This is a genomic window from Chryseobacterium sp. UF-81 (assembly GCF_058245105.1).
Map to the genome: position 1 here is coordinate 161,266 of NZ_JBSIBX010000003.1, position 20,179 is coordinate 181,444.

Consider the following 20,179-nt stretch of genomic DNA (forward strand, 5'->3'; position numbering starts at 1 on the left):
ATAACAGATAGAAACCCAATGGATAAAGATAAACAGATAAGCAATGTTGCGATAAAACAAGTTGCCCTGCTGGCCATAATTCTGGTGCTTACAGGATTAATCTGTTTTAATCTTTCACTGTTCATACCGTCAGTGCTTGGGGCAATTACTATTTATGTGGTCTGCAGAAAATACAATTTCTATCTGCAGGAAGAGAAAAAATGGAAATCCTGGCAGGCATCTCTTGTTCTGATGCTGGCCAGTCTTATTATTCTTATTCTTCCGATCTATTTTATTGCCGATCTTCTGATTGATAAGCTGGGGAATGCTCAGGTTTATATGACAAAATTCAATGTGTTTCTGGATAAAATACATTCATATATCTACTCAAAAACAAGTTTTGATATTCTCAGCAAAGAGAATATGGATAAAGTAAAGAATTCTGCAGGAAAGTTTTCCACATCAGCACTCAGTGGCACATTTAATACCCTGACTGTGGTAATGTCCATGTATTTTATCCTTTATTTTATGCTGGATAGGCCAAGACTGTTTGAGAAGATCCTTAGCTCTTCCGCTCCATTAAAAAGAGCAAATATTTCTTTGATCGGCGATAAGCTTAGAAAGCTGATCATGGCCAATGCAATTGGAATTCCCGTTGTAGCTTTAGGGCAGGGAATTGTAGCGCTGATAGGATACTTTATCTTTGGTGCCCCCAGCCCGGTTCTTCTTTTTGCTTTAACGGCCGCTGCTTCAATGGTCCCTGTTGTAGGTGCGGCTATTGTATATATTCCGGTATGTATTTTTATGATTGCTGAAGGCAATACAGGTCCGGGACTTGGTTTGGCTGCCTATTGTTTGATCGTAGTCGGGCTTACGGATAATCTGCTTCGGTTTACCCTTTTAAAGAAACTGGAAAATATCCATCCGTTGAATACTGTGTTCGGAATTATCATGGGAATGAATTTATTCGGTTTTATGGGGCTTATTTTCGGCCCAATCCTGATTTCATTTACCTTGCTTCTGATTCAGGTTTACAGGAATGAGTTTTCAGATGAAGATACACCACCAGATCTTAAACTGCCGGATAGTGATGAGGAAGAAAAGGTTAATTTAATTGTATAAAAGTGGAAGGCGTAAATTCAGAAATATTAAAAGAGATCTGCATCGTAAAGATGCCTTTCGGAAAATACGAAGGAACAGTGCTTGCTGATCTTCCGGTAAGCTACCTGGAATGGTTCAACAGGAAGGGTATGCCTAAAGGAAAGTTGGGAATGCAACTTTCAACCGTTTATGAAATTAAACTCAATGGCCTGATGGACCTTCTGATACCGATCAGGGCTTCTTTAAGATAAGGAAGAGTCTTTCTGACAAATAAATATAATTTAGGGGCGGCATCGAAGATGCCCGCCCCTAAATTATTATAATACAGTGAATTATTCTCTTAAAGCTGCGATCTCGTCCCTAAGCTTGGCAGCTTTTATAAAGTCAAGATTTTTGGCGGCAGCTTCCATTTCTTTCTGCTTCTGCCCGATGATTTTTTCAATGTCTTTATCTCCATAGCTGGCTTTTGTTTCTGCAGCTTTCTGAAGAATTTCCTTCTGGGTGTATTTTGGATCCGGGAAATCTTTACTCCTGCCTACAAGATTTTCTGAAATCTTTTTATTTAAAGCCTGAGGAACAAGTCCATTGGCTTCATTATGCTGTATCTGTTTATTACGGCGGTATTCTGTTTCATCCAGGGCAGCCTGCATGGATTTTGTGATCTTATCGGCATACATGATTGCTTTTCCGTTAACGTTTCTTGCCGCACGTCCTACCGTTTGGATCATTGATCTCCTGCTTCTGAGCATTCCCTCCTTATCAGCATCAAGAATAGCTACCAGAGACACTTCCGGAAGGTCAAGGCCCTCTCTTAACAGGTTGACCCCAATCAGTACATCAAAAATTCCCAATCGGAGATCCTGCATAATCTGAATACGTTCCAGGGTTTCAACATCAGAGTGGATATATCTTGTCCTGATCCCGAATTTCATAAAATATTTGGTCAGTTCTTCGGCCATTTTCTTCGTAAGAGTAGTAACCAAAACCCTTTCGTCAGCGTCCGCTCTTTTTTGAATTTCCTCCATGAGATCATCAATCTGGTTCAGGCTTGGCCTTACTTCAATAACAGGATCCAGAAGGCCTGTCGGGCGGATGATCTGCTCAATATAAGCTCCTCCGGTTTTCTCCAGTTCATAATCGGCCGGTGTTGCAGAAACATAGATCACCTGGTTTTGCATAGCTTCAAATTCCTCAAATTTAAGAGGTCTGTTGTCCATGGCGGCAGGGAGCCTGAAACCATATTCCACTAAGGCTTCCTTTCTGCTTCGGTCGCCTCCGTACATGGCATGAACCTGCGGAATGGTAACGTGGCTTTCATCAATAACCATTAAAAAGTCTTTCGGGAAATAATCAATCAGGCAGAATGGTCTTGAGCCTGGAAGTCTTCCGTCAAGATACCTTGAATAGTTCTCAATTCCTGAGCAGTAGCCCAGCTCCTTGATCATTTCAAGATCCAGTTCTGTTCTTTCCTGAAGTCTTTTAGCTTCCAGGGGTTTTTCAATGGAATTGAAGAAGTCTACCTGCTTTACCATATCATCCTGGATGCTTCTGATGGCTCCATTTAACGTTTCTTTTGATGTTACGAACAGGTTGGCGGGATAAATCTGAATTTGGTCAAAATTAGATTCCACATTGCCACTTACAGGATCAAAACTCTGGATTTTTTCTATTTCATCTCCAAAAAACTGAATTCGAACGGCATTGTCGGCATATGCAGGAAAAACATCAATAACATCTCCTTTTACCCGAAATGTGCCCCTCTGGAAGTCGCCCAATGTTCTGGCATATAATGCATTAACTAAAGAGTGAAGAAGAGCGGTCCTCGTTACTTTTTCTCCAATAGCTAATGTAATAAGTGACTTATGGAATTCTGAAGGGTTCCCTATACCATAAATACATGACACAGAAGCTACGATCAGTACATCTCTTCTTCCCGAAAGCAGGCTGGCTGTTGCAGAAAGTCGCAGTTTCTCTACTTCTTCATTAATGCTCAGGTCTTTTTCAATATAAGTTCCGGTTGTTGCAATATAGGCTTCCGGTTGGTAATAATCATAGTAGCTGACAAAATACTCAACAGCGTTATCGGGAAAGAATTCCTTAAATTCCATGAAGAGCTGTGCTGCCAGGGTTTTGTTATGGGCAAGAACCAAAGTAGGCTTCTGTACATTCTGTACAACGTTTGCAACGGTAAAGGTCTTCCCGGAACCCGTCACTCCAAGAAGAGTCTGGTATTTCTCACCGATCTCAATGCCTTCAGTAAGCTTCTCGATGGCTTGTGGCTGGTCGCCTGTAGGTTTATATTCTGATTGAAGATTAAAATTCATAGGAAATGATGTATACAACAAAAATACGAAAGAAATTTTAGCCTTCATAAAGTATTTGAAGATGAATATTTTAATCGTAATTTTTTTCTCTGTCCGTAATGTATACAAGATAAAAAAAGCGCTAAACTTATAGCGCTCTTATAAAGGATCTTACTGAAAAGTCATCGTGGCCGGAAACTTGTAGATGGTTGCGATTGGTTTTCCATCTCTGGTGGCTGGTTTCCATGTTGTTTCGGTGCTTATTGCTGTAGCTGTTTTTAGAAGCTCATTGTTGAAGACTTCATTATCTCCTTCAGTCGTTACTTTTGTCGCTTTTCCCGTATCATCTATATGGATATATACAACTGAGCTGATAGTACCTTTTTTAAAATCAAGCATACTTGTATCGAATGTAAGACCAATTTTTTTTCGCAAAGCAGCGGCACCTCCGGGGTATTCCGCTTGGATAAGATTTTTGTCAGAGTTTATGTTGGCATTTGTGTTGTTACCTTCATTGCTGGATGGCTGTGCTGTTTTCTTTGGAGAGATGGTATCTGCAACGGTTTTTGTGCTTTCTTTCTTGAATTCCAATGCTTTACTGGGCTTCTCTTTTATTTTTTCAAAAAAACCAGAGTTAGTTGAAGTGACTTGAGAAGACTCCACATTTTTTACAGTCCCTACGCCCGCTTTTTGGGGGGTGTAAGGAGCAACAGGATTGACTGCGTATGTCCTTTCTGCGAATAGAGCTGTTGCTGCAATGAGAGTTGTGATTCCTGCCATTTTTTTCAGGACAGTGAATCTGGATTTTTTCTTTGTCATCATAATAAATCGTTTTTTGGTGTTGTTAAAATTAAATGAATGGGTAAGAGGCAGATTCTGAATATTGATAATCTCGTCAAGAATCAGATTCTGGTATTCTTTAATATCATATCTGTTTAAAACAGCTGCATCTGCAAGAAATTCATGATTTGTGATGATCGCTTTTTTATAGATAAGAAAAACGGGATTGAACCACATGAAGATCTTCAGGATATCTATAAAAATAAGGTCTATGCTGTGTTTCTGGTCAATATGGCTTTTTTCATGCAGGAATATCATTGGATCAATCACATTATTTTTTATATAGGCGTCTCCTAAATAGATAGTATTCCAAAAGCTAAAAGGAGGAAGGTTTTCATGAGTTACCTTAATAGTGTAATTCTGGTAGATTATTTTTTTACCAGATATTTTTTTGATGGCTGCAATAGACAGGATGCTTTTTATTAAAAGGAAAAGAGCAACCGTTCCATACATGAGCCATACTATATTTATCCAATTAAAACTTTCCTGAGCAGGCTGTATCTGGATGATCTGTTGTGCGGTATCTTCAAATATGATCGCAGGCTTAGTCTCTGTCTTTGAAGGTTGTACTGTGATGGAAATAAACGGGATCACAAGAGAAAAAATCAAAGAAAAAAGTAGATAAAACCGGTTAAACCTATACATTTTTTCTTTTTCCAGAAACAAATAGTATACAGCAATACATACTGAAGAACACAGAAGTATTTTTAGAGCAATGATGAACATGTTTATTCTTTTATCTGTTGATCTATTATATCACGGAGTTCTTTCAGTTGCTTCTGACTGAATTTTGCATTGGAGGTAAAGAATGATGCAAACTGTGTCACTGAGCTGTTGAAAAAACGGTCAATCATAGAGGTCATTTCCTCGTTGAAATATTCCCCTTTTTCTACTTTTGGATAGTATTCACGGGAATTTCCATACAATGTATAGCCTACCAGGTCTTTGTTCTGCATTCTTTTCAGCAAGGTAGCAATGGTCGTAGCAGCAGGTTTTGGTTCCGGGTACGCATCAAGAATATCTTTCATGAAAACCCGTTTCTTTTCCCAAAGGATTTCCATAAGACTTTTTTCAGAATCGGTAAGTTTGATGTCTTTCATTCTACAAGTTTGTAATTTGTTCTACAAATGTAGAATTAAAATTTATATCTGCAAATTTTTGTGGCATTATTTTTCCATTATTTTTTTTACACTAATTACAATACTATGAAATTCAACCATCTTTACGTACCGATACTCAGTGTTTTTTTGCTTTTATGTTCATGCAATAAAAACACTGCAAATGCACAGCAAAAGGGAACCGACGGCAGTGTAGAAACCGAAAAACCGAATACAGATTATAAGCCAGCCTTTAAAGGACAAACCAGAATAAAAGCTGTAAAAACCACTATAGCTTATAAAGTTGAAATCCTTAATAAAGATCTGGGAAGACCTTGGGGAATTATTAATCTTCCAGACGGAAGATTTCTTATTACTGACAAAAACGGTCATATGAATGTGGTTTCAACAGATGGAAAACAGATTTCCAAGATTTCGGGATTCCCAAAAGTAGATGCAAAAGGGCAGGGAGGAATGCTGGATGTAGCCCTTGATCCCGATTTTAAAACGAATAATATTATTTATTTCAGCTTTTCAGAGCCGTTTGGTGAAGGAAACCTGACCTCGGTTGCGAAAGGAAAACTTTCGGCAGATCTTAAAAATATCTCGGAGGTTAAAGTTATTTTCCGTGCAGAACCTTCCTATGACGGCGATAAGCATTACGGAAGCAGGCTGGCTTTTGACAAGGACGGAAATTTGTTTGTAAGTACCGGGGAAAGATCTGATAAACAAACAAGGGTGTATGCTCAGAAAACAGATAATTATTTAGGAAAAATACTAAAAATTACCAAGGACGGAAAGCCGGCTCCCGGAAACCCGTTTATTGGAAAACAGGGATATAAGCCGGAAATCTATGCCTATGGTGTAAGAAATCCGCAGGGAATGGCAATAGATCCAAACGGAACACTTTGGGATGTTGAGATGGGACCCAGAGGTGGTGATGAAATTAATCTGATACTGCCCGGAAAAAACTATGGATGGGGAGATGTGACATATGGAATTGAATACTCCGGAGCGAAGGTAGGAGATGGTATCACCCAAAAAGAAGGAACTGAACAGCCCGTTTATTACTGGGATCCTGTGATCTCTCCGAGCGGAATAACCTTCTATACCGGAAATATTGAGGAATGGAAAGGAAATCTTATCATCGGATGTCTGAGTGGCGAGCACATTAACAGGATTGTTATGAAAGATAATAAAGTAGTGGGAGAAGAACGTCTTCTTGCTGACCAGAAAGAACGCTTCAGAGATGTTCTCAACGGAATGGATGGCAACTTATATGCCGTTACAGACAGTGGAAAACTTTATAAAATTTCTAAAAAATAGAAGAGACTGTATCAGCAGATTTTCAAAATCAATTGTTGATTATCATTTACGTTGATACAGTCTCTTTATATATATTTTAAAACTTAAAATTAAGTCTTGCAAAAGCCTGTCTTCCCGCAAAACCCATCTGCACAGGATCGAAAATACCTCCTGATTCTGTGTTGCCATCTACATGTGCCGTCTGCAGAGTAGGATAGCGGTTAAAAAGGTTTTTGCTTCCGATCGTAAGGTTGAGGCTTCTGGAAAACTCATATCCAAAAGATAAGTCGGTGGTTACTTTGGCACCATAAAGCTGGTAGTCATCTGTCCCGTTGTAGCCTATCAATTTTACTTTGTCAAATCTCACCAGCTGAAGATTGGCATTGAACTTATCAATTTTGTAATTTAAATTCAGATTGAATTTTGTTTTGGGAGCAGATGCTAAGATAAATGCTCTTTCTCTTGCGCTCAGGTAGACATCTTCTTTTCCTTTTAACTTTTCTGAGGTGTTTATCCTGGTGATTTCCATCTCATTATAGTTTCCTGCTAAAGTTGCGGAAAGCTTTCCCGAACCGATATTTTCTGTGTAACTTAATATAACATCAACCCCTTTAGTTCTGGTATCTATTGCATTAGTAAAAAACTGGGCCTGATCGATATGATTATCAGCTAGGATTTGACCTATTGCATCATCCTCCTGGGTGAAATTTCCTGTCAAAACTATACGATCTTTTACTTTAATGTAATATCCATCAATTGTAGCAGTGAATTTTCCAGTGTTAAAAGTAAATCCGGCACTACCATTCAAGGAAGTTTCCTGCTTTAATTGTGGAATTCCAACTGTTTGTGCAAGGTTACTATCATTAGCCGCAAGCTGTATAGTGACAAGATTTCCTCCCTGGAAATTTGTAAACTGAAGGCTGTAATATTTCTGTGCCAAAGAAGGCGCTCTGAATCCTGTAGACACCGAGCCTCTGAAGGCAAACTGTGGGGTAAATGCATATCGTGTGGCAAATTTACCATTCAAAGTGCTTCCGAAGTCGTTGTAGTTTTCAAACCTTCCGGCCACACTGATCATCCATTTTTTCGTAATATCCAGTTCAGTGTCTACATAGGCGGCAAAATTATTCCTGTTTTTATTAAACTCCTGTGAATACCCCGGAAAGCCCTGAGAACCACCGGGCCGCACATCACCTGATAATGGATTGGTAACAAGCAGGCCTGCAGGGGTATCAGGCGTTACAATGTTTCCGTTGATGTCATACATCGCATACGATGCTTCTTCTCCTTTGATGATCTCAAACTCCTCATATCTGAATTCGGATCCGAGAGCAATGTTTAAACCTTCCAATACCTTAAACTGTTTTGAAGCATTAAAACCTGTTGTATTCTGCAAAAGAGAATGTCCGCCGGCATTAAAACTCGTAGGAGATTTTATTCCCAGAGTGGCATTAATTGTATTGTCTATCTGATAAGTAAATCTGTTACTTCCGAATGCATTGTAAAAATCAACATCCCAGTTAGCAACCTTAAATTTCAACCCGTTGTCAAAAGTAAAGTCTGTGATACTGGTGTCTTCTATAGGGTTAAAGCCATTAGGATATACTTCAGGAATATTTCCGTCGGCATCCGGTGTTCTTGTCCATGCATAAGCATTTGTTTTACGGTAGGAAAAGCCCTGGCGGGAGTAGAATTTTAACCCGTCAGACAGAGGAAGTTCCACATTTCCAAAGAAATAAATATTCTGAGATTTTGCATCCCCGAATTTTTCTCTCGGAGACGAGTATTTTTCCGGATTGGCATTCCGTATAGTACGGTCTTTATTGACAAATTCAACAGTGAAATTACCAAATCCTCCCTTGTTGCCTATTTTGGTTCCCAGATTTCCGCTGAAATCGAAGGTAGTTCCGTCTACTTTATGATCCGATACCACATCCTGGTTTCCCGGGCTTTTAAAAAGATTCATTCCATAAAAAGCATTCCCTTCAAAACCTTGGCTGCGGTCATTAAGAATAACATTGATAACCCCGGCTATTGCATCAGATCCATATTGGGCTGAAGCTCCGTCGCGGAGAACTTCAATTCTTTTAATGGCACCAATGGGAATAGTGTTCATATCAGATCCTGTATTTCCTCTTCCTTTTGTCCCGAAAAGATTGATCAGTGAGGATTGGTGATATCTTTTTCCGTTAAGTAAAAGAAGTGTCTGATCCGGCCCAAGTCCACGAAGAGTTGCAGGATCTGTTGCATCAGCACCGTCTGATCCGGACTGCTTATTGGAATTAAAAGAAGGTGCGCTGAACTGAAGTAGCTGGTTCACTTCTATCTGTCCCGTTGACTGGCTAACCTGCTTTATATCAATTACATCAACGGGAACAGGAGTGTTGGTAACAGTTCTTTTTTTATTCCGGCTTCCGGTAATGGAAACCTCCTCTATTTTCGATTCCTTGGAAATTGTATCATTTGTATTTTGAGAATACAACATGGATACTGTTCCCAAAAAAAGAACACTTGTGTACTTTATTTTCATATTTCATATTTAAGTTAGGGATTGTATCAAAAATATTGAATTTTAATCTCAAATCAACATGAAAATATGTTATTGTGTAAGAATTATTTAAATTAAGTTTATTTTTTGTCTAATTCGGAAAATTATTAACAAATAAATTGATAATAATGAAAATTTTTAACCTAAAAACTTTTAATAATGCGGTTAAGTCCCTCCTCCAGAATTTCCCGGGAAGTAGAAAAACAGATCCTGATATGGCCTTCGGCGCCTTTGCCAAACCATCTTTCGGAGCCGGGAACAACAGCTACTTTACCTTCCTTTAAAACATGCTGTGTAAAGGCTTCGCTTGAAAATCCGTTTTCAATTTTGGGGAAAATAACAAACGTTGCCTCTGGTAAATTCGGGGTTAAAATACCGGAATTATTCAGCATGCTATAAGCAAGATCCCTGTTATGTTGCAGGTGATCAAGGAAATCATTAAACCAGGGCTTAGCCTTTTCAATAGCCACACTTGCTGCAATCTGAGATAATGTGGAAACGCCTTCAATGGTAGAGTTGAACTGGGATTTTTCGGTAAAATCATCCAGTAGTTCCTGATCATTACACAAAACAGCTCCAATTCTCAAACCGGCAATCCCGAATGATTTTGAAAATCCAAAAACGGTAAAGCTCTTCTTTTTTGCAGCTTCTGACACTGAAGAATAGGTGTTGAATTCTCTTTTGTCATAAACAATATCACTCCATATCTCATCACTCATTACCCACAGATCATGCGCTTCAACTATTTCGGATATTTTTATTAAAACCTCTTTTGAGTAAACCCTTCCCACCGGATTGTGGGGATTACAGATGCTAATCAGTTTTGTTTTTGATGAAATTAAAGAAGTCAGCATTTCAAAATCAATTTCTCCTGTTTTGGAATCAACAGCGCATAATTTGATACGTCCGCCTGCCGCTTCCACCGTCTTTTTGAACAGGAAATCAACCGGATCGAAAATGATGGCCTCATCTCCGGGCCCTAAAACATATTTGGCAACCAGAAACATTCCTTGGGCAGCACTGTTTACTGCTAAAATATTCTCCGGGGTAAAGCTTCCGTTCTTTTCCGTATTGAAGTGTTTTGCAACGCTTTTTTTGAATTCCGGAATTCCCGAAAACGGACCATAGCTGAGGTAGCCGTCTTTAATATATTCAATAATTCCCTGCTCAATCTCGGGAGACATCCTGAAATCCGGATCTGCTGCTGTTAAAGGAATAATCCCGTTTTCCAGAGTTGCCCATCTTCCGTTATATGCTTTTCTTTTCAGGGCTTCGAAATTGATATCTTTATTTGTAAACATTTTATTTGTATGAAATTGGTAAGGTGTTTTTTTGCTGCTCGTTTAATGGTAAGAGAAACTGATTGAGTAATGTTCTTCCGTTTTTGATATGGATCTCAATTTCTGCTTTTCTCTCTTCCTCATATTTTTGAAAAGTTTCAGTAAGATTATTGCCTTCCAGTAAGAGGTTTGTTAAGACGTAAGAGTCTTTTAGAGCCGAAGTTACACCCTGGCTTGTAAAAGGAATCAGAGGATGAGCTGCATCGCCTATGAATACAATGTTTTCGTGATAAAAAGGGTTGAGCTTTTCCAATTCATACACCCTCCATATGTGAGCGTTTTCATAGCTGGAATCATTGATGATAGAGGAGATAAGGGGATTCCAGTCTCCGAAATGATCCACAATGAACTGTTTGATACAGTCCGGAGTATAGTCTTCATTGATGAAAAATCGCGTAATATCAAACTGACAGTACCAAAGAACCTTTGTAGAAGAAAGCTTTAATACCCCGAAAGTAAGTCCGCCATTTTCATGATGGAATTTCAGAAAATTGCTTTCAAGCTTACCGGCAATTTCTTCATTTTCAATAATGTTCACTACTTCATTTTCTAAAACGGCTTTCATTTTTTCATCCTCAAAAATTTTTCTTCTGATTCTGCTTCTTGAACCGTCTGAAGCTATAACAACATCAGCCTCCAGGGATGTACCGTCATTGAGTGTTATGCTGGCTTTCCCGCCAGAAAAACCATTCAGGGTGACTGTTGTGTCATAAGATATTTTATCGGAGGGAATACCTTCGGCCAAAATCTCTATCAGGGCACTTCTTGAAACTACAAAAACATCTTCAAGATCTTTTTCAGAAAGGATTTCTCCATTCTGATGGTAGTGAAGATACTTTTTTAAGAACTGGCCTTTTCTGTAGAGATCATCAATATGAATGATATTGGAAAGGTATTCAATGCCTTCTTTGGGAAGGATAAATCCGTGTCCTTTCAGGTCATTTTGAGTTCTTCTTTCATAGATATGGTAGTCAATATTATTTTTTTCCAAATAATTTGCCATACTCAATCCGGAAACTCCTGCTCCTATGATTGCAACTTTGTACATCCTTATTAGTTTTTAAATAGTGTTATTAGTTTTTATTAAAAATCCAAAGATCTCCGTTTTTATATTTTTTGCGGGAGATTTTGTTTTCTTCAGTAAGTTTCTGAAGCGTATCTAATGCTTTTTCGAAAGAGATATTTGAAAGAACAGCGAATTCCTGAGTGGTTAAAGTAGGGTAAACTGCAAATAGCTGGTCAGGTTCTGTAGAGTATTCCTGTTTTGTTACATCCGGGCTTATTTTTGTTATTCTGCGTTCAAAATCTAAATAAGGTTTGAAGCCGTAGAGAATGTCTAAGATTTCATCATCTTTGGTAAAGATTAAGGTAGGAAAGCCTCTTACGCCAAGCTGTCTTCCAAGGTCAAGATCTTTTTTGAATTCAATCTGAGCTGTGGATTCATAATCCTCTTTCCACTGTGCCACATCTAATCCTGCCATTTCCGCTGCTTTTTCAAGATGCTCCGATTTTGTGATGTTTAATTTATCAAGAAAGACCATTTCACGGATAATTCTCATATAGTTTACAGCTTTCTTTTTATCCTGCATTTGTGCTGCTTTAAAAGCAATGGATGGCGGATAGGAAGAATTTAAGGGGTCTGTCAGCCAGACTCCTCCATCAATAGGCATTTTATAATATGGGCTTACCTCTTCCCAATGGCCGGCAACATCACTTGGTTTACTGATCCCTCCGGAATTGTAAATGTCCCATGATGGTAAAAGTCCGCCCATCCTGTAATCTATTTCTACTGCATTACCGTATTCTAATTTCATTTTTCTCAGCTGGGCTTCAATTCCCCAGCAGGAAGAGCAGATAGGATCTGTATAATAAATAACGGTGATTTTATCTTTGGCGCCCTGAAGCTGTTCTGCTGAATATTCTGAGTCTTGTGTTTCCAGGATTTCGCATATCCCTTTTTCCGGATCGCAATTGAGAAGAGGGTTCTTGTTCATATTATTGTTGTTTGAGTTAAGTATATTAAAGAATAAAAACAGATAGGTAAAAATGTCCAAAATGATTTTTTTTGGTTAACATAATATTGGGGTGTGATAAAGAAATAATAGCCAGACCGGCCATTACTGGAAGAGTAAAGAAATAGAATTATTCCGGAGCTTTAAAGATATTGTCGTCAGAATGGAACCCTGCGACACCACCACTTACTGCAAACTTCATGGCAGAAGCTGCAGTCATTCCCACTACAGGTTTGATGTTTTTTTCTTCCGTAACAATTACCCAGCCTGAAATGGCGTAGGAATGGGGTAGGTATACTGCCACGTAATTGTGCTTTTCAACGTCTGACATTTCTTTTTGGGTCAGAAAGCCTATTCTCCAGATTTCCGGATTTTCATTCGTCTTTACCCATACAGGATCGTTGAATTTCTTTTTGTCTCCCACAAATGATGACATGACGTCTTTTGTAGGAGTATAAATATGCTTTACTCCCGGAATTTTTTCCAGAAGACTGTCCATGGTATCAAAAAAGAATTTACCGACTACAAATTTATTTCCGAGATACCCCAGAACTGCTGTGATAAGTATCGTTGAAACAAAAACCAGACCCGGAATCTCTTTTGCGACAGAAGGAATAATGTTGTCAACAGCACTTACAACATACCAGATCACAAAGAGAGTAAGCCCGATTGGGCCAATAATAACCAATCCCTGAAAGAAATTTTTCAGAAAAAAATTGGCAATATTTTCGAAGGTCAGTTTTTTCAACGTGGATTCTTTACTTTTTTATTTTAACCGTGAATTGTTTCTTTGTTTCCGTAAGATTTAATGATATTGGCTTCATATTCCAGCCACATGTCCCAGCGCTTGTTTACTTTTTCAGGGTCTCCAAGCTGTCTTGCAAATCCTATAAATGTAGTATAATGGTTAGCTTCAGAGATCATCAGCTCTTTATAAAATGTCTTAAGCTCTTCATCTTTAATATTTTCAGTAAGAACTTTAAATCTTTCGCAGCTCCTAGCTTCTATCATCGCTGCGAAAAGCATTTTGTCAACAATGAGATCATCTCTGTTGCCTCCTTTCTGAATGAAATTCACAAGTTCATTTACATAGTCATCTTTTCTAGTACGCCCAAAAGTATACCCTCGTTTTTTAATGATCTCATGAACCTGATTGAAATGATCCAGCTCTTCCTGCGCAATGGCGAGAAGCTCAGTAACAATTTCAGGATATTCAGGAAGCATAGTGATTAAGCCGATAGCATTAGTTGCTGCTTTCTGCTCGCACCACGCATGATCCGTTAAAATTTCTTCAATGTTTTCCTCTGCAATATTTGCCCACCTTGGGTCGGTAGGAAGTTTCAACTTAAACATGCCTTGAATTTTCTGTAAAAATAAAATAAATTGCGATAAGAAAAATTATTTTATTTCAAATTGATTGCTAAAGCGTTAAGAAGCTGTTTTTTTTCTTAAAAATTCCAGAATTTTCCAACCGGTATCATCCACCTTTTTCAATCCGGCGGCAATAATGAAAGCAAGGATGACATTGATGATATAAATGAAGATCATTAGCAGCCACCACGGCAGATTTTCCTGCAAAGCAACCACAATGAAATATACGAGTGATGAGCTTATTCCCTGTGCGAAATAAAAGAAAATAGCATTCTTACCAATGTGGGTAACGAAATTTTCTTTTGTAATTTTTAACCTGTTATAGAGCACAAATAGTGTTGTTAACGAAAACAGTGACCAAATGATATAAGGAATTTTTGGCGGGAATTTATTTTTATTGATTTTGTAGAAAATCTCATTTCCGTAATACCAGAACATCCAGATCAAGGCTGCTGCGACTATCGCATATAAGAAAGGGATTACTTTTGCAGGAATCTTTTTACCACGCATTCTGTTGGCAATTAAAAAGACAGCAAGGTAAAAAGCAACATAGCCTACCTGCCCGCCGGGATAATATTCCGGGAAAATATTAAATATTAAAGTCAGGGCCAGGCATAACCCTATAAACCAGCCGACATGTTTTGGGAAGAATCTTAAGATCAGTACTCCAAAAACAGCCAGAATGAAATATACTTTCAGATACCAGAAACTTCCCATAACTACAGGAAATGTATCGGCATTGGTGTATTGATGAAGATACCAGTTTCCGAGATTCTGCCATTGGGGGATATCCGACACACTGGTCGCTGCATATTTTGAACCAAAGGTTGAATAGAAACTCTGAAGCCATTCCATAGAAAAGAACGTTAATCCGAATACCTTGAAAAAATAATCCAGGAAGAACAGAAACGTTACAAAGATCATATAGGTGATCTGAAGTTTTAAAAGCCTGTAGAATGTTTTTTCAATATTCGATCCTGATGTAATTCCGCTTAAGGCATAAAAGAGAGCGACATCAAAAACCAGTGAAAATACCCTTACTTCTGCGGGAATATAAAACTGTCCCGACCAAAAAGCGGTATGGATGAATATAATGGAAAGGGTTGCCATTCCTTTAGCAAAATCGATGTAGAGATCTCTGTTCATTTGTTGTAGTATGGTTCAAAAGTAAATAAACTTTGGGATATTAATCAAATAAACTAAAAAGAGACAGAACATTGCTGTCTGTCTCCTTTGTTAAATATGCTAAAAATGAATGTTATTTAAGGTGCTTAAATTCTTCTTCCGAAATTTCTCCGGTCTGGATTTTTCTAAGTTCATCGATATATTGGCTCATATAGGCATCGATCTCCGGGTTTACAGAGTTTTTACCCATTTTGTACGTGCCGTTTAGCACACCTTGGTAATAGTAGAAGAAATTGTAGTCAAAATTGGCTGCGTTAAGATCGTACTGTCCAAGAAGGAAGCCTAAACGTACAGCAGATCTTCTTTGAGGAGGAGTTCCGTGATGGTTAGCGCTTGTAGTCTGATAATCACCGATGCTCTGTGCAAATTCATAGGCTGCAGCAATTTCAGCGAAACTGGTTTTGTTGTATCCGTTTGGCCTTCTTAAGTAATACCCTGCAAAACCATCAGCTTCCAGTTCGTTAGGTCTTGCTGTAGATTCGTTTACAGTAGGAAGACCGAAAATGTACTGCAGCTGGTGCCCGTATTCGTGAGCAAGGATCATGGCATTCACAATATCTCCTCCTTTATTTTTTGCATCCGCATAGATTGCATAGCCATAATAAATTTTCCCTGTGGAATAAGAGATTGCATTGTAAGTGGAATTGAAATTGGAAGGATCGTCTACAAAACGAAGAGTCGGGTTGCTTCTTCCCCAAAGACTGGCGATTTTAGTCATCTGGGAATTCATAAAGTTGGTGTCTGTAGTGTTCTGAAGACCGGTTTTAAGTACTGCGGTAGAGCTCCAGTATTGATCTACATAAGAGCAGCTTTTTTGAAGTTCTCCGGGTTGCTCGATCTTTGCGCTTTCAGATTGAGATTCAGGAAGAACAGATTCTTCCATTTTGTCATCACGGCACGCTGATAATGAAAAAGCGGCAATGGCTCCTGCTAATAAGCAGAATTTAAAGTTTCTTTTCATATAAAATATTTTTTGGTGATAACGAAGGTATAAAATTATCTCTTAAGTATGAGCATATTAATGTTAAAAATTATTCAAAATATAGTGAAATGATAATTATTATATTTTTGATAAAAAATACAGGACTGGTTGTAAGCTATTTAGAAATTTATTCATATATTTGCACCTCGAAATAACTAAAAATTTATAAACAATGTTTGCAATTGTAGAAATAGCAGGGCTTCAATATAAAGTTGAGCAAGACCAGAAGTTGTTTGTAAACCGTTTAAAAGGAGAAAAAGGAGACAAGGTTTCTTTTGACAAAATTCTTCTTACTGTAAACGGTTCAATCACTGTTGGCGCCCCAGCTGTAAACGGAATCACTGTAGATGCAGAGATCCTAGACCACGTAAAAGCTGATAAAGTAATCGTTTTCAAAAAGAAAAGAAGAAAAGGTTATCAGGTGAAAAATGGTCATAGACAATCTTTAACTCAAATTAAAATCACTGGTATCACTGGTTTTGACGGAAGTACTAAGAAAGCTGCTAAAAAAGAAACTGTAAAAGCTGAAGTTCTTTCAGACAACGCAACGGTTAACTTTGGTGAAGATCACGAACTGAACTATCACTTAAAGAAAAACAACCTGTCTCAGTCTAAAGAAAACAGAGAAACTTTAATTACTTTAGGTAAAGCAGTTAAAGTTGAATTAGAAAAGAATGTTCTTACTCACGAAGAAGTGGATGCTGCTATCGTTAAGAATATTGATCAATTTAAAGCACTTAACAAATAATCCAGTAATAAAATGGCACACAAGAAAGGAGTCGGTAGTTCCAAGAACGGTAGAGAGTCTCACTCTAAGAGATTAGGTGTGAAGATTTTCGGTGGACAAGAAGCTATTGCCGGAAATATTATTATCAGACAGAGAGGTACGCAACACCACCCGGGTGAAAACGTGGGAATGGGTAAAGACCATACTTTGTTTGCATTAGTAGACGGTAAAGTAGTTTTCAGAAAGAAAGCAAACAACAGATCTTTTGTATCTGTAGAGCCGAACGCATAATTATTTAAGCGTTTTATAAAATCTAAACCTCAGCCAATGGCTGAGGTTTTTTTTGCTTAATTCTGTAAAATGAAAAATATTTTCGCTAATATTCTAATTTTAGTGAAATATTTCTATATTTGTTAACTATCAAATAACAAATCATTTGCGGATGCCGAAAAGCAGATAGAGTAGGCAACAAACTAAAACAAAATACTATGAAAAATCTAAGAAAACTAACAAAAAAACAATTGAGAACACTAGATGGTGGCGCTTTGGCATGTCCTCCTCCTGCAACTACTTGTGTACAATGGTGCTCGTGGACAGCACAACAGAGATTAATGTGCCGTAATATGATTATAGATCCGGAACCATGCGGATGCTAGAATAAATAAGTTATTGAAAAATGTAAACCTCGGCAGTGCTGAGGTTTTTTGTATTTAAAAGAATAGTATTTAAAAAGCTTAAAATCTGCTTTTTTGCAGCAATACAATTTATTCTTTATTATTATAAAAAAGCTCTTTACCGATTGGGCAAAGAGCTGTATTTTAAAATCCTACCTGGAATCCTGCTTTTATTCCGAATGTTGAAATATCCGGTCTGTCGAGATAGTTTCCTCTCCAGTTGAAGTCTACCCTGAATATTCTGAGGTTTCCTATTCCGATATTTTCAATTCCGAATCCATATTCAAAATAGATCTGCTCGCTTGGTGCTGAATATTTGAACCCTTCCACATTAATAGATTTAGAAGCATCACTTAAAGTTCCGTAAGCGGTTCTGATAAATGCGATTTCCCTAAGCTTAAGCTTCTTGATCAGAGGGATAAAAGAAAGTATTTTTCCGTTGAAATGGTGTTCAAGGTGAAGCGTTGAGTAGGTATCTGCTACAAATTCATAGTAATTAAGCTGTGAAAATGTATTCTGCGCCAGACTGTAAGACTGGTTTCCGGGGATTACATTCTGAAGGGCCAGAGGAACTGTATCAAATGTTTTTCCTGCTTCAAAGTTAACGATGGTTTTACCCCAGCTCCCGATCAATATTGGCTTATAGAACATGAACTGAAGTCTGTTATAGTTGAAGTCGCCGTTAAAAAGCCCTTCGATACCTCTTGTATATTTCAGGATAATAGTAGGAGCCAGTGTTCCGTGTTCATAACGGTCCACCCCTGTTTGGGAAAACTTAGCACCCGGTCTTGCAATTAAGCTTAAGGTAACGTGAGAGTCATTAAGGGTTTTCCTCAGATCTCCGTTGCGGTAATACATCAGGCTGAATTTATCCGGGTTGGCAGATTTTATACTCTGTAATGTTCCGTCTACCCTTACCTGAAAGTTTTTCCAGGGTTCAATGGAGGCAAAAATATTAGTTTTGTTTATGGAGCTCAAAGAAGCGTTTTCTCCTCTTGCGAAAAGGGTAGAAGAAGCAAAGGTACGTGCCATAATTCCGTCGTCGGTAGTAAGCTGTACACCAAGTTGCTCGATATCTCTTTTTGTTCCTGCCCCGATCATAAATCTGTTCACGCGGTTGAACATATAGCGGGCTTCTGCCCCGTATTTAACCTTTTGGTCTTTAAATCCGTATGCTGTATAAAACTGAACTCTCCATGGGTCATTTTGCCCAAAATAGGTTCTTGCGCCTAACCTTATCCTGTCGCCTTCCACTTCATTTTTACCGTAAATGGAGAAAATAGGGCCTATATCAATACCTTTAAAGGCATTATAATATCCTGATGCCAGTGTTTCATAGATTTTAACGATACGGTTGAATTTTGGTGTCTGCTGAAGCTTATCAAGCATTTCATAGACGCCCTGTTCTGATTTTGACAGTGAGTCCGGTCTTGCTTTTACCCAGTAGGCATCATCTTTGTCAACAAATTTATCGTCATACTCTTCCTGCTTCCGTGTAAATACTTTATCATCGAGAGGTTTATTGAATTCATATTGAGAATAATCGACCGAGCGTTTGGCTATAATACTTTTAGAGGTTCTCTTTTTTGCAAAAGGTGTAAGTTCTATTTCTGTAATGAACTTTTTAGGAAGAAATGTATTCTCATCAGGATTGTCATACTCCAGCTCTGTGGAAATGCTGTTGATGAAGTTAACATTGATCTTCTGTGTAGATTTTAAAGTGGCTCCTAATACAGCATAATTATCGGTGTCAATATAAAGGTAGCCCTGGAAGGCTAAAACGTCTTTCCTTTTGGGTTGGTATCTTATTTTATAAGCATTCTCACCGTGAATAGAAATGGTATCTGTTAAATTATAGTCATAGGTGCTGAATCCATTTGATCCGACCGGACTTGGGAACCCTATGTCAAAATAATTTAATGTGTTGTCGTAAATATTAATATCACGGTAAAGATTTTTTGCAGTAATGGTAATTACCTGATTATCCTGAAAGCCTGATGTTTTTTGGGCAACCAGTAATCTTTTTGTCTTTTTTCCAGGTTTGTTTTCTCCAAAATTTTCATAAATGGATTCATTAAGGAAGATGGGAAGACCAATCTTTCCGCTGGCTGTAGAATCGGCATAATCAAAAATGAAATCAAGCTTATTGAAGATCTTCTTGCTCATGAAAGCGCTGTCCAGGTTATTCGCGTCAAACTGGATTTTCTCGTACTCTTTATAAGTATAGGTATCGAATTTCTCCAGGCCATTATTGCGTTTTCTTTTCCAGACTTCCTGCATGATGGCGTAGGCCGGGTTTTCTTTCTTGTTCTTGTATTTGGGTTTTTCGTTGTGAATGACAATTTCACCGATGCTGCTTACTTTTTCCTGTGAAAGCTGTACAAAAATATTGGCAGCATTTTCAGGAGTAACGGTAACATTTTCAGTAGAATAACTTTTTTTCGAAAATTTTAGTTTATAAATAATACTGTCAGATTGAATGCTAAAGCTTCCCGCTGAAGTTTTTAGAAAAGGCTCAGTATTGTCATTAATAAAGACGTCGACACCGGAAATTTCTTTATTAGTCTTTGCATCTACAATTCTTCCGTTTGCTGTGTTTTGGGCATATGCCAGGCAGGATATAAAAAACAGAAAGAATAGATTATAATATTTAGAGTTGTTATTTAACATCATTTGTTTCTTCAAGCAATTTGCACAAACAAAAAGCGTGCTGTT

General features: G+C 38.0%; 18 protein-coding genes. 6 read left to right on the forward strand and 12 right to left on the reverse strand.

Annotation, left to right across the window (positions count from 1 at the left end):
* Positions 1-18 precede the first annotated feature (18 nt).
* Together AC4IFE_RS06190 and AC4IFE_RS06195 are read left to right on the forward strand one after the other, a co-directional pair.
* Positions 19-1,101: an AI-2E family transporter gene (locus tag AC4IFE_RS06190; protein ID WP_490755659.1), complete on the forward strand. Its 1,083-nt coding sequence runs from the start codon at positions 19-21 to the stop codon at positions 1,099-1,101.
* Positions 1,102-1,103: 2 nt separating this feature from the next.
* Positions 1,104-1,331: a DUF3820 family protein gene (locus AC4IFE_RS06195; protein ID WP_034701224.1), complete on the forward strand. Its 228-nt coding sequence runs from the start codon at positions 1,104-1,106 to the stop codon at positions 1,329-1,331.
* Positions 1,332-1,412: 81 nt separating this feature from the next.
* Here AC4IFE_RS06195 and uvrB read toward each other — a convergent pair whose 3' ends face one another.
* The 3 genes from uvrB to AC4IFE_RS06210 form a co-directional block, all read right to left on the reverse strand.
* Positions 1,413-3,404 carry an excinuclease ABC subunit UvrB gene (uvrB, locus tag AC4IFE_RS06200; protein WP_490755661.1) on the reverse strand — a complete coding sequence of 664 codons (1,992 nt, stop codon included), beginning with the start codon at positions 3,402-3,404 and terminating at the stop codon, positions 1,413-1,415.
* Between the two features lie 150 nt (positions 3,405-3,554).
* On the reverse strand, positions 3,555-4,949 hold the full coding sequence (locus AC4IFE_RS06205; RefSeq protein WP_490755663.1) for a M56 family metallopeptidase: 1,395 nt from the start codon (positions 4,947-4,949) through the stop codon (positions 3,555-3,557).
* Positions 4,950-4,951: 2 nt separating this feature from the next.
* Complete coding sequence (locus AC4IFE_RS06210) at positions 4,952-5,323, reverse strand: BlaI/MecI/CopY family transcriptional regulator (protein ID WP_490755665.1); 372 nt, start codon at positions 5,321-5,323, stop codon at positions 4,952-4,954.
* A gap of 105 nt (positions 5,324-5,428) precedes the next feature.
* On the opposite strand from AC4IFE_RS06210, the gene AC4IFE_RS06215 reads away from it, so the two are divergent.
* Positions 5,429-6,646, forward strand: coding sequence for a PQQ-dependent sugar dehydrogenase (locus AC4IFE_RS06215; protein ID WP_490755667.1), 1,218 nt, complete (start codon positions 5,429-5,431; stop codon positions 6,644-6,646).
* Positions 6,647-6,722: 76 nt separating this feature from the next.
* On the opposite strand, the gene AC4IFE_RS06220 is transcribed toward AC4IFE_RS06215, so the two are convergent.
* The 8 genes from AC4IFE_RS06220 to AC4IFE_RS06255 all read right to left on the reverse strand — a co-directional run bounded on the left by AC4IFE_RS06220 (position 6,723) and on the right by AC4IFE_RS06255 (position 16,042).
* Positions 6,723-9,155 (reverse strand): TonB-dependent receptor plug domain-containing protein, encoded by a 2,433-nt coding sequence (locus AC4IFE_RS06220; RefSeq protein ID WP_490755669.1) that lies wholly within the window; start codon positions 9,153-9,155, stop codon positions 6,723-6,725.
* 161 nt (positions 9,156-9,316) lie between these two features.
* Positions 9,317-10,474: a pyridoxal phosphate-dependent aminotransferase gene (locus AC4IFE_RS06225; RefSeq protein WP_490755671.1), complete on the reverse strand. Its 1,158-nt coding sequence runs from the start codon at positions 10,472-10,474 to the stop codon at positions 9,317-9,319.
* Position 10,475: 1 nt separating this feature from the next.
* Positions 10,476-11,561, reverse strand: a complete 1,086-nt coding sequence (locus tag AC4IFE_RS06230) for an FAD-dependent oxidoreductase (protein ID WP_490755673.1) — start codon at positions 11,559-11,561, stop codon at positions 10,476-10,478.
* Between the two features lie 25 nt (positions 11,562-11,586).
* Positions 11,587-12,507, reverse strand: coding sequence for a DsbA family protein (locus AC4IFE_RS06235; RefSeq protein WP_490755674.1), 921 nt, complete (start codon positions 12,505-12,507; stop codon positions 11,587-11,589).
* A 148-nt stretch (positions 12,508-12,655) separates the two neighbouring features.
* Entirely contained in the window at positions 12,656-13,273 is a 618-nt protein-coding gene (locus AC4IFE_RS06240; RefSeq protein ID WP_490755676.1) for a DUF502 domain-containing protein, read from the reverse strand.
* 23 nt (positions 13,274-13,296) lie between these two features.
* The gene (locus tag AC4IFE_RS06245) at positions 13,297-13,878 is read right to left on the reverse strand and encodes a MiaE family protein (protein ID WP_490755678.1); all 582 of its coding nucleotides are present in this window, start codon (positions 13,876-13,878) and stop codon (positions 13,297-13,299) included.
* 75 nt (positions 13,879-13,953) lie between these two features.
* Positions 13,954-15,042, reverse strand: coding sequence for an acyltransferase family protein (locus AC4IFE_RS06250; protein WP_490755679.1), 1,089 nt, complete (start codon positions 15,040-15,042; stop codon positions 13,954-13,956).
* 112 nt (positions 15,043-15,154) lie between these two features.
* The gene (locus AC4IFE_RS06255; RefSeq protein ID WP_490755681.1) at positions 15,155-16,042 is read right to left on the reverse strand and encodes a neutral zinc metallopeptidase; all 888 of its coding nucleotides are present in this window, start codon (positions 16,040-16,042) and stop codon (positions 15,155-15,157) included.
* A 193-nt stretch (positions 16,043-16,235) separates the two neighbouring features.
* Here AC4IFE_RS06255 and rplU point away from each other — a divergent pair, with 193 nt between their 5' ends.
* The 3 genes from rplU (at position 16,236) to AC4IFE_RS06270 (ending at position 17,446) form a co-directional block, all read left to right on the forward strand.
* Positions 16,236-16,811 (forward strand): 50S ribosomal protein L21, encoded by a 576-nt coding sequence (rplU, locus tag AC4IFE_RS06260; RefSeq protein WP_111953705.1) that lies wholly within the window; start codon positions 16,236-16,238, stop codon positions 16,809-16,811.
* Positions 16,812-16,823: 12 nt separating this feature from the next.
* On the forward strand, positions 16,824-17,081 hold the full coding sequence (rpmA, locus tag AC4IFE_RS06265) for a 50S ribosomal protein L27 (protein WP_007842221.1): 258 nt from the start codon (positions 16,824-16,826) through the stop codon (positions 17,079-17,081).
* A gap of 197 nt (positions 17,082-17,278) precedes the next feature.
* A complete protein-coding gene (locus tag AC4IFE_RS06270) occupies positions 17,279-17,446 on the forward strand; it encodes a bacteriocin-like protein (RefSeq protein ID WP_490755683.1) in 168 nt (55 codons plus the stop codon).
* A gap of 162 nt (positions 17,447-17,608) precedes the next feature.
* Here the strand turns inward: AC4IFE_RS06270 and AC4IFE_RS06275 are convergent, their stop codons facing one another.
* A complete protein-coding gene (locus AC4IFE_RS06275) occupies positions 17,609-19,744 on the reverse strand; it encodes a DUF5686 family protein (RefSeq protein ID WP_490755952.1) in 2,136 nt (711 codons plus the stop codon).
* Positions 19,745-20,179 lie beyond the last annotated feature (435 nt).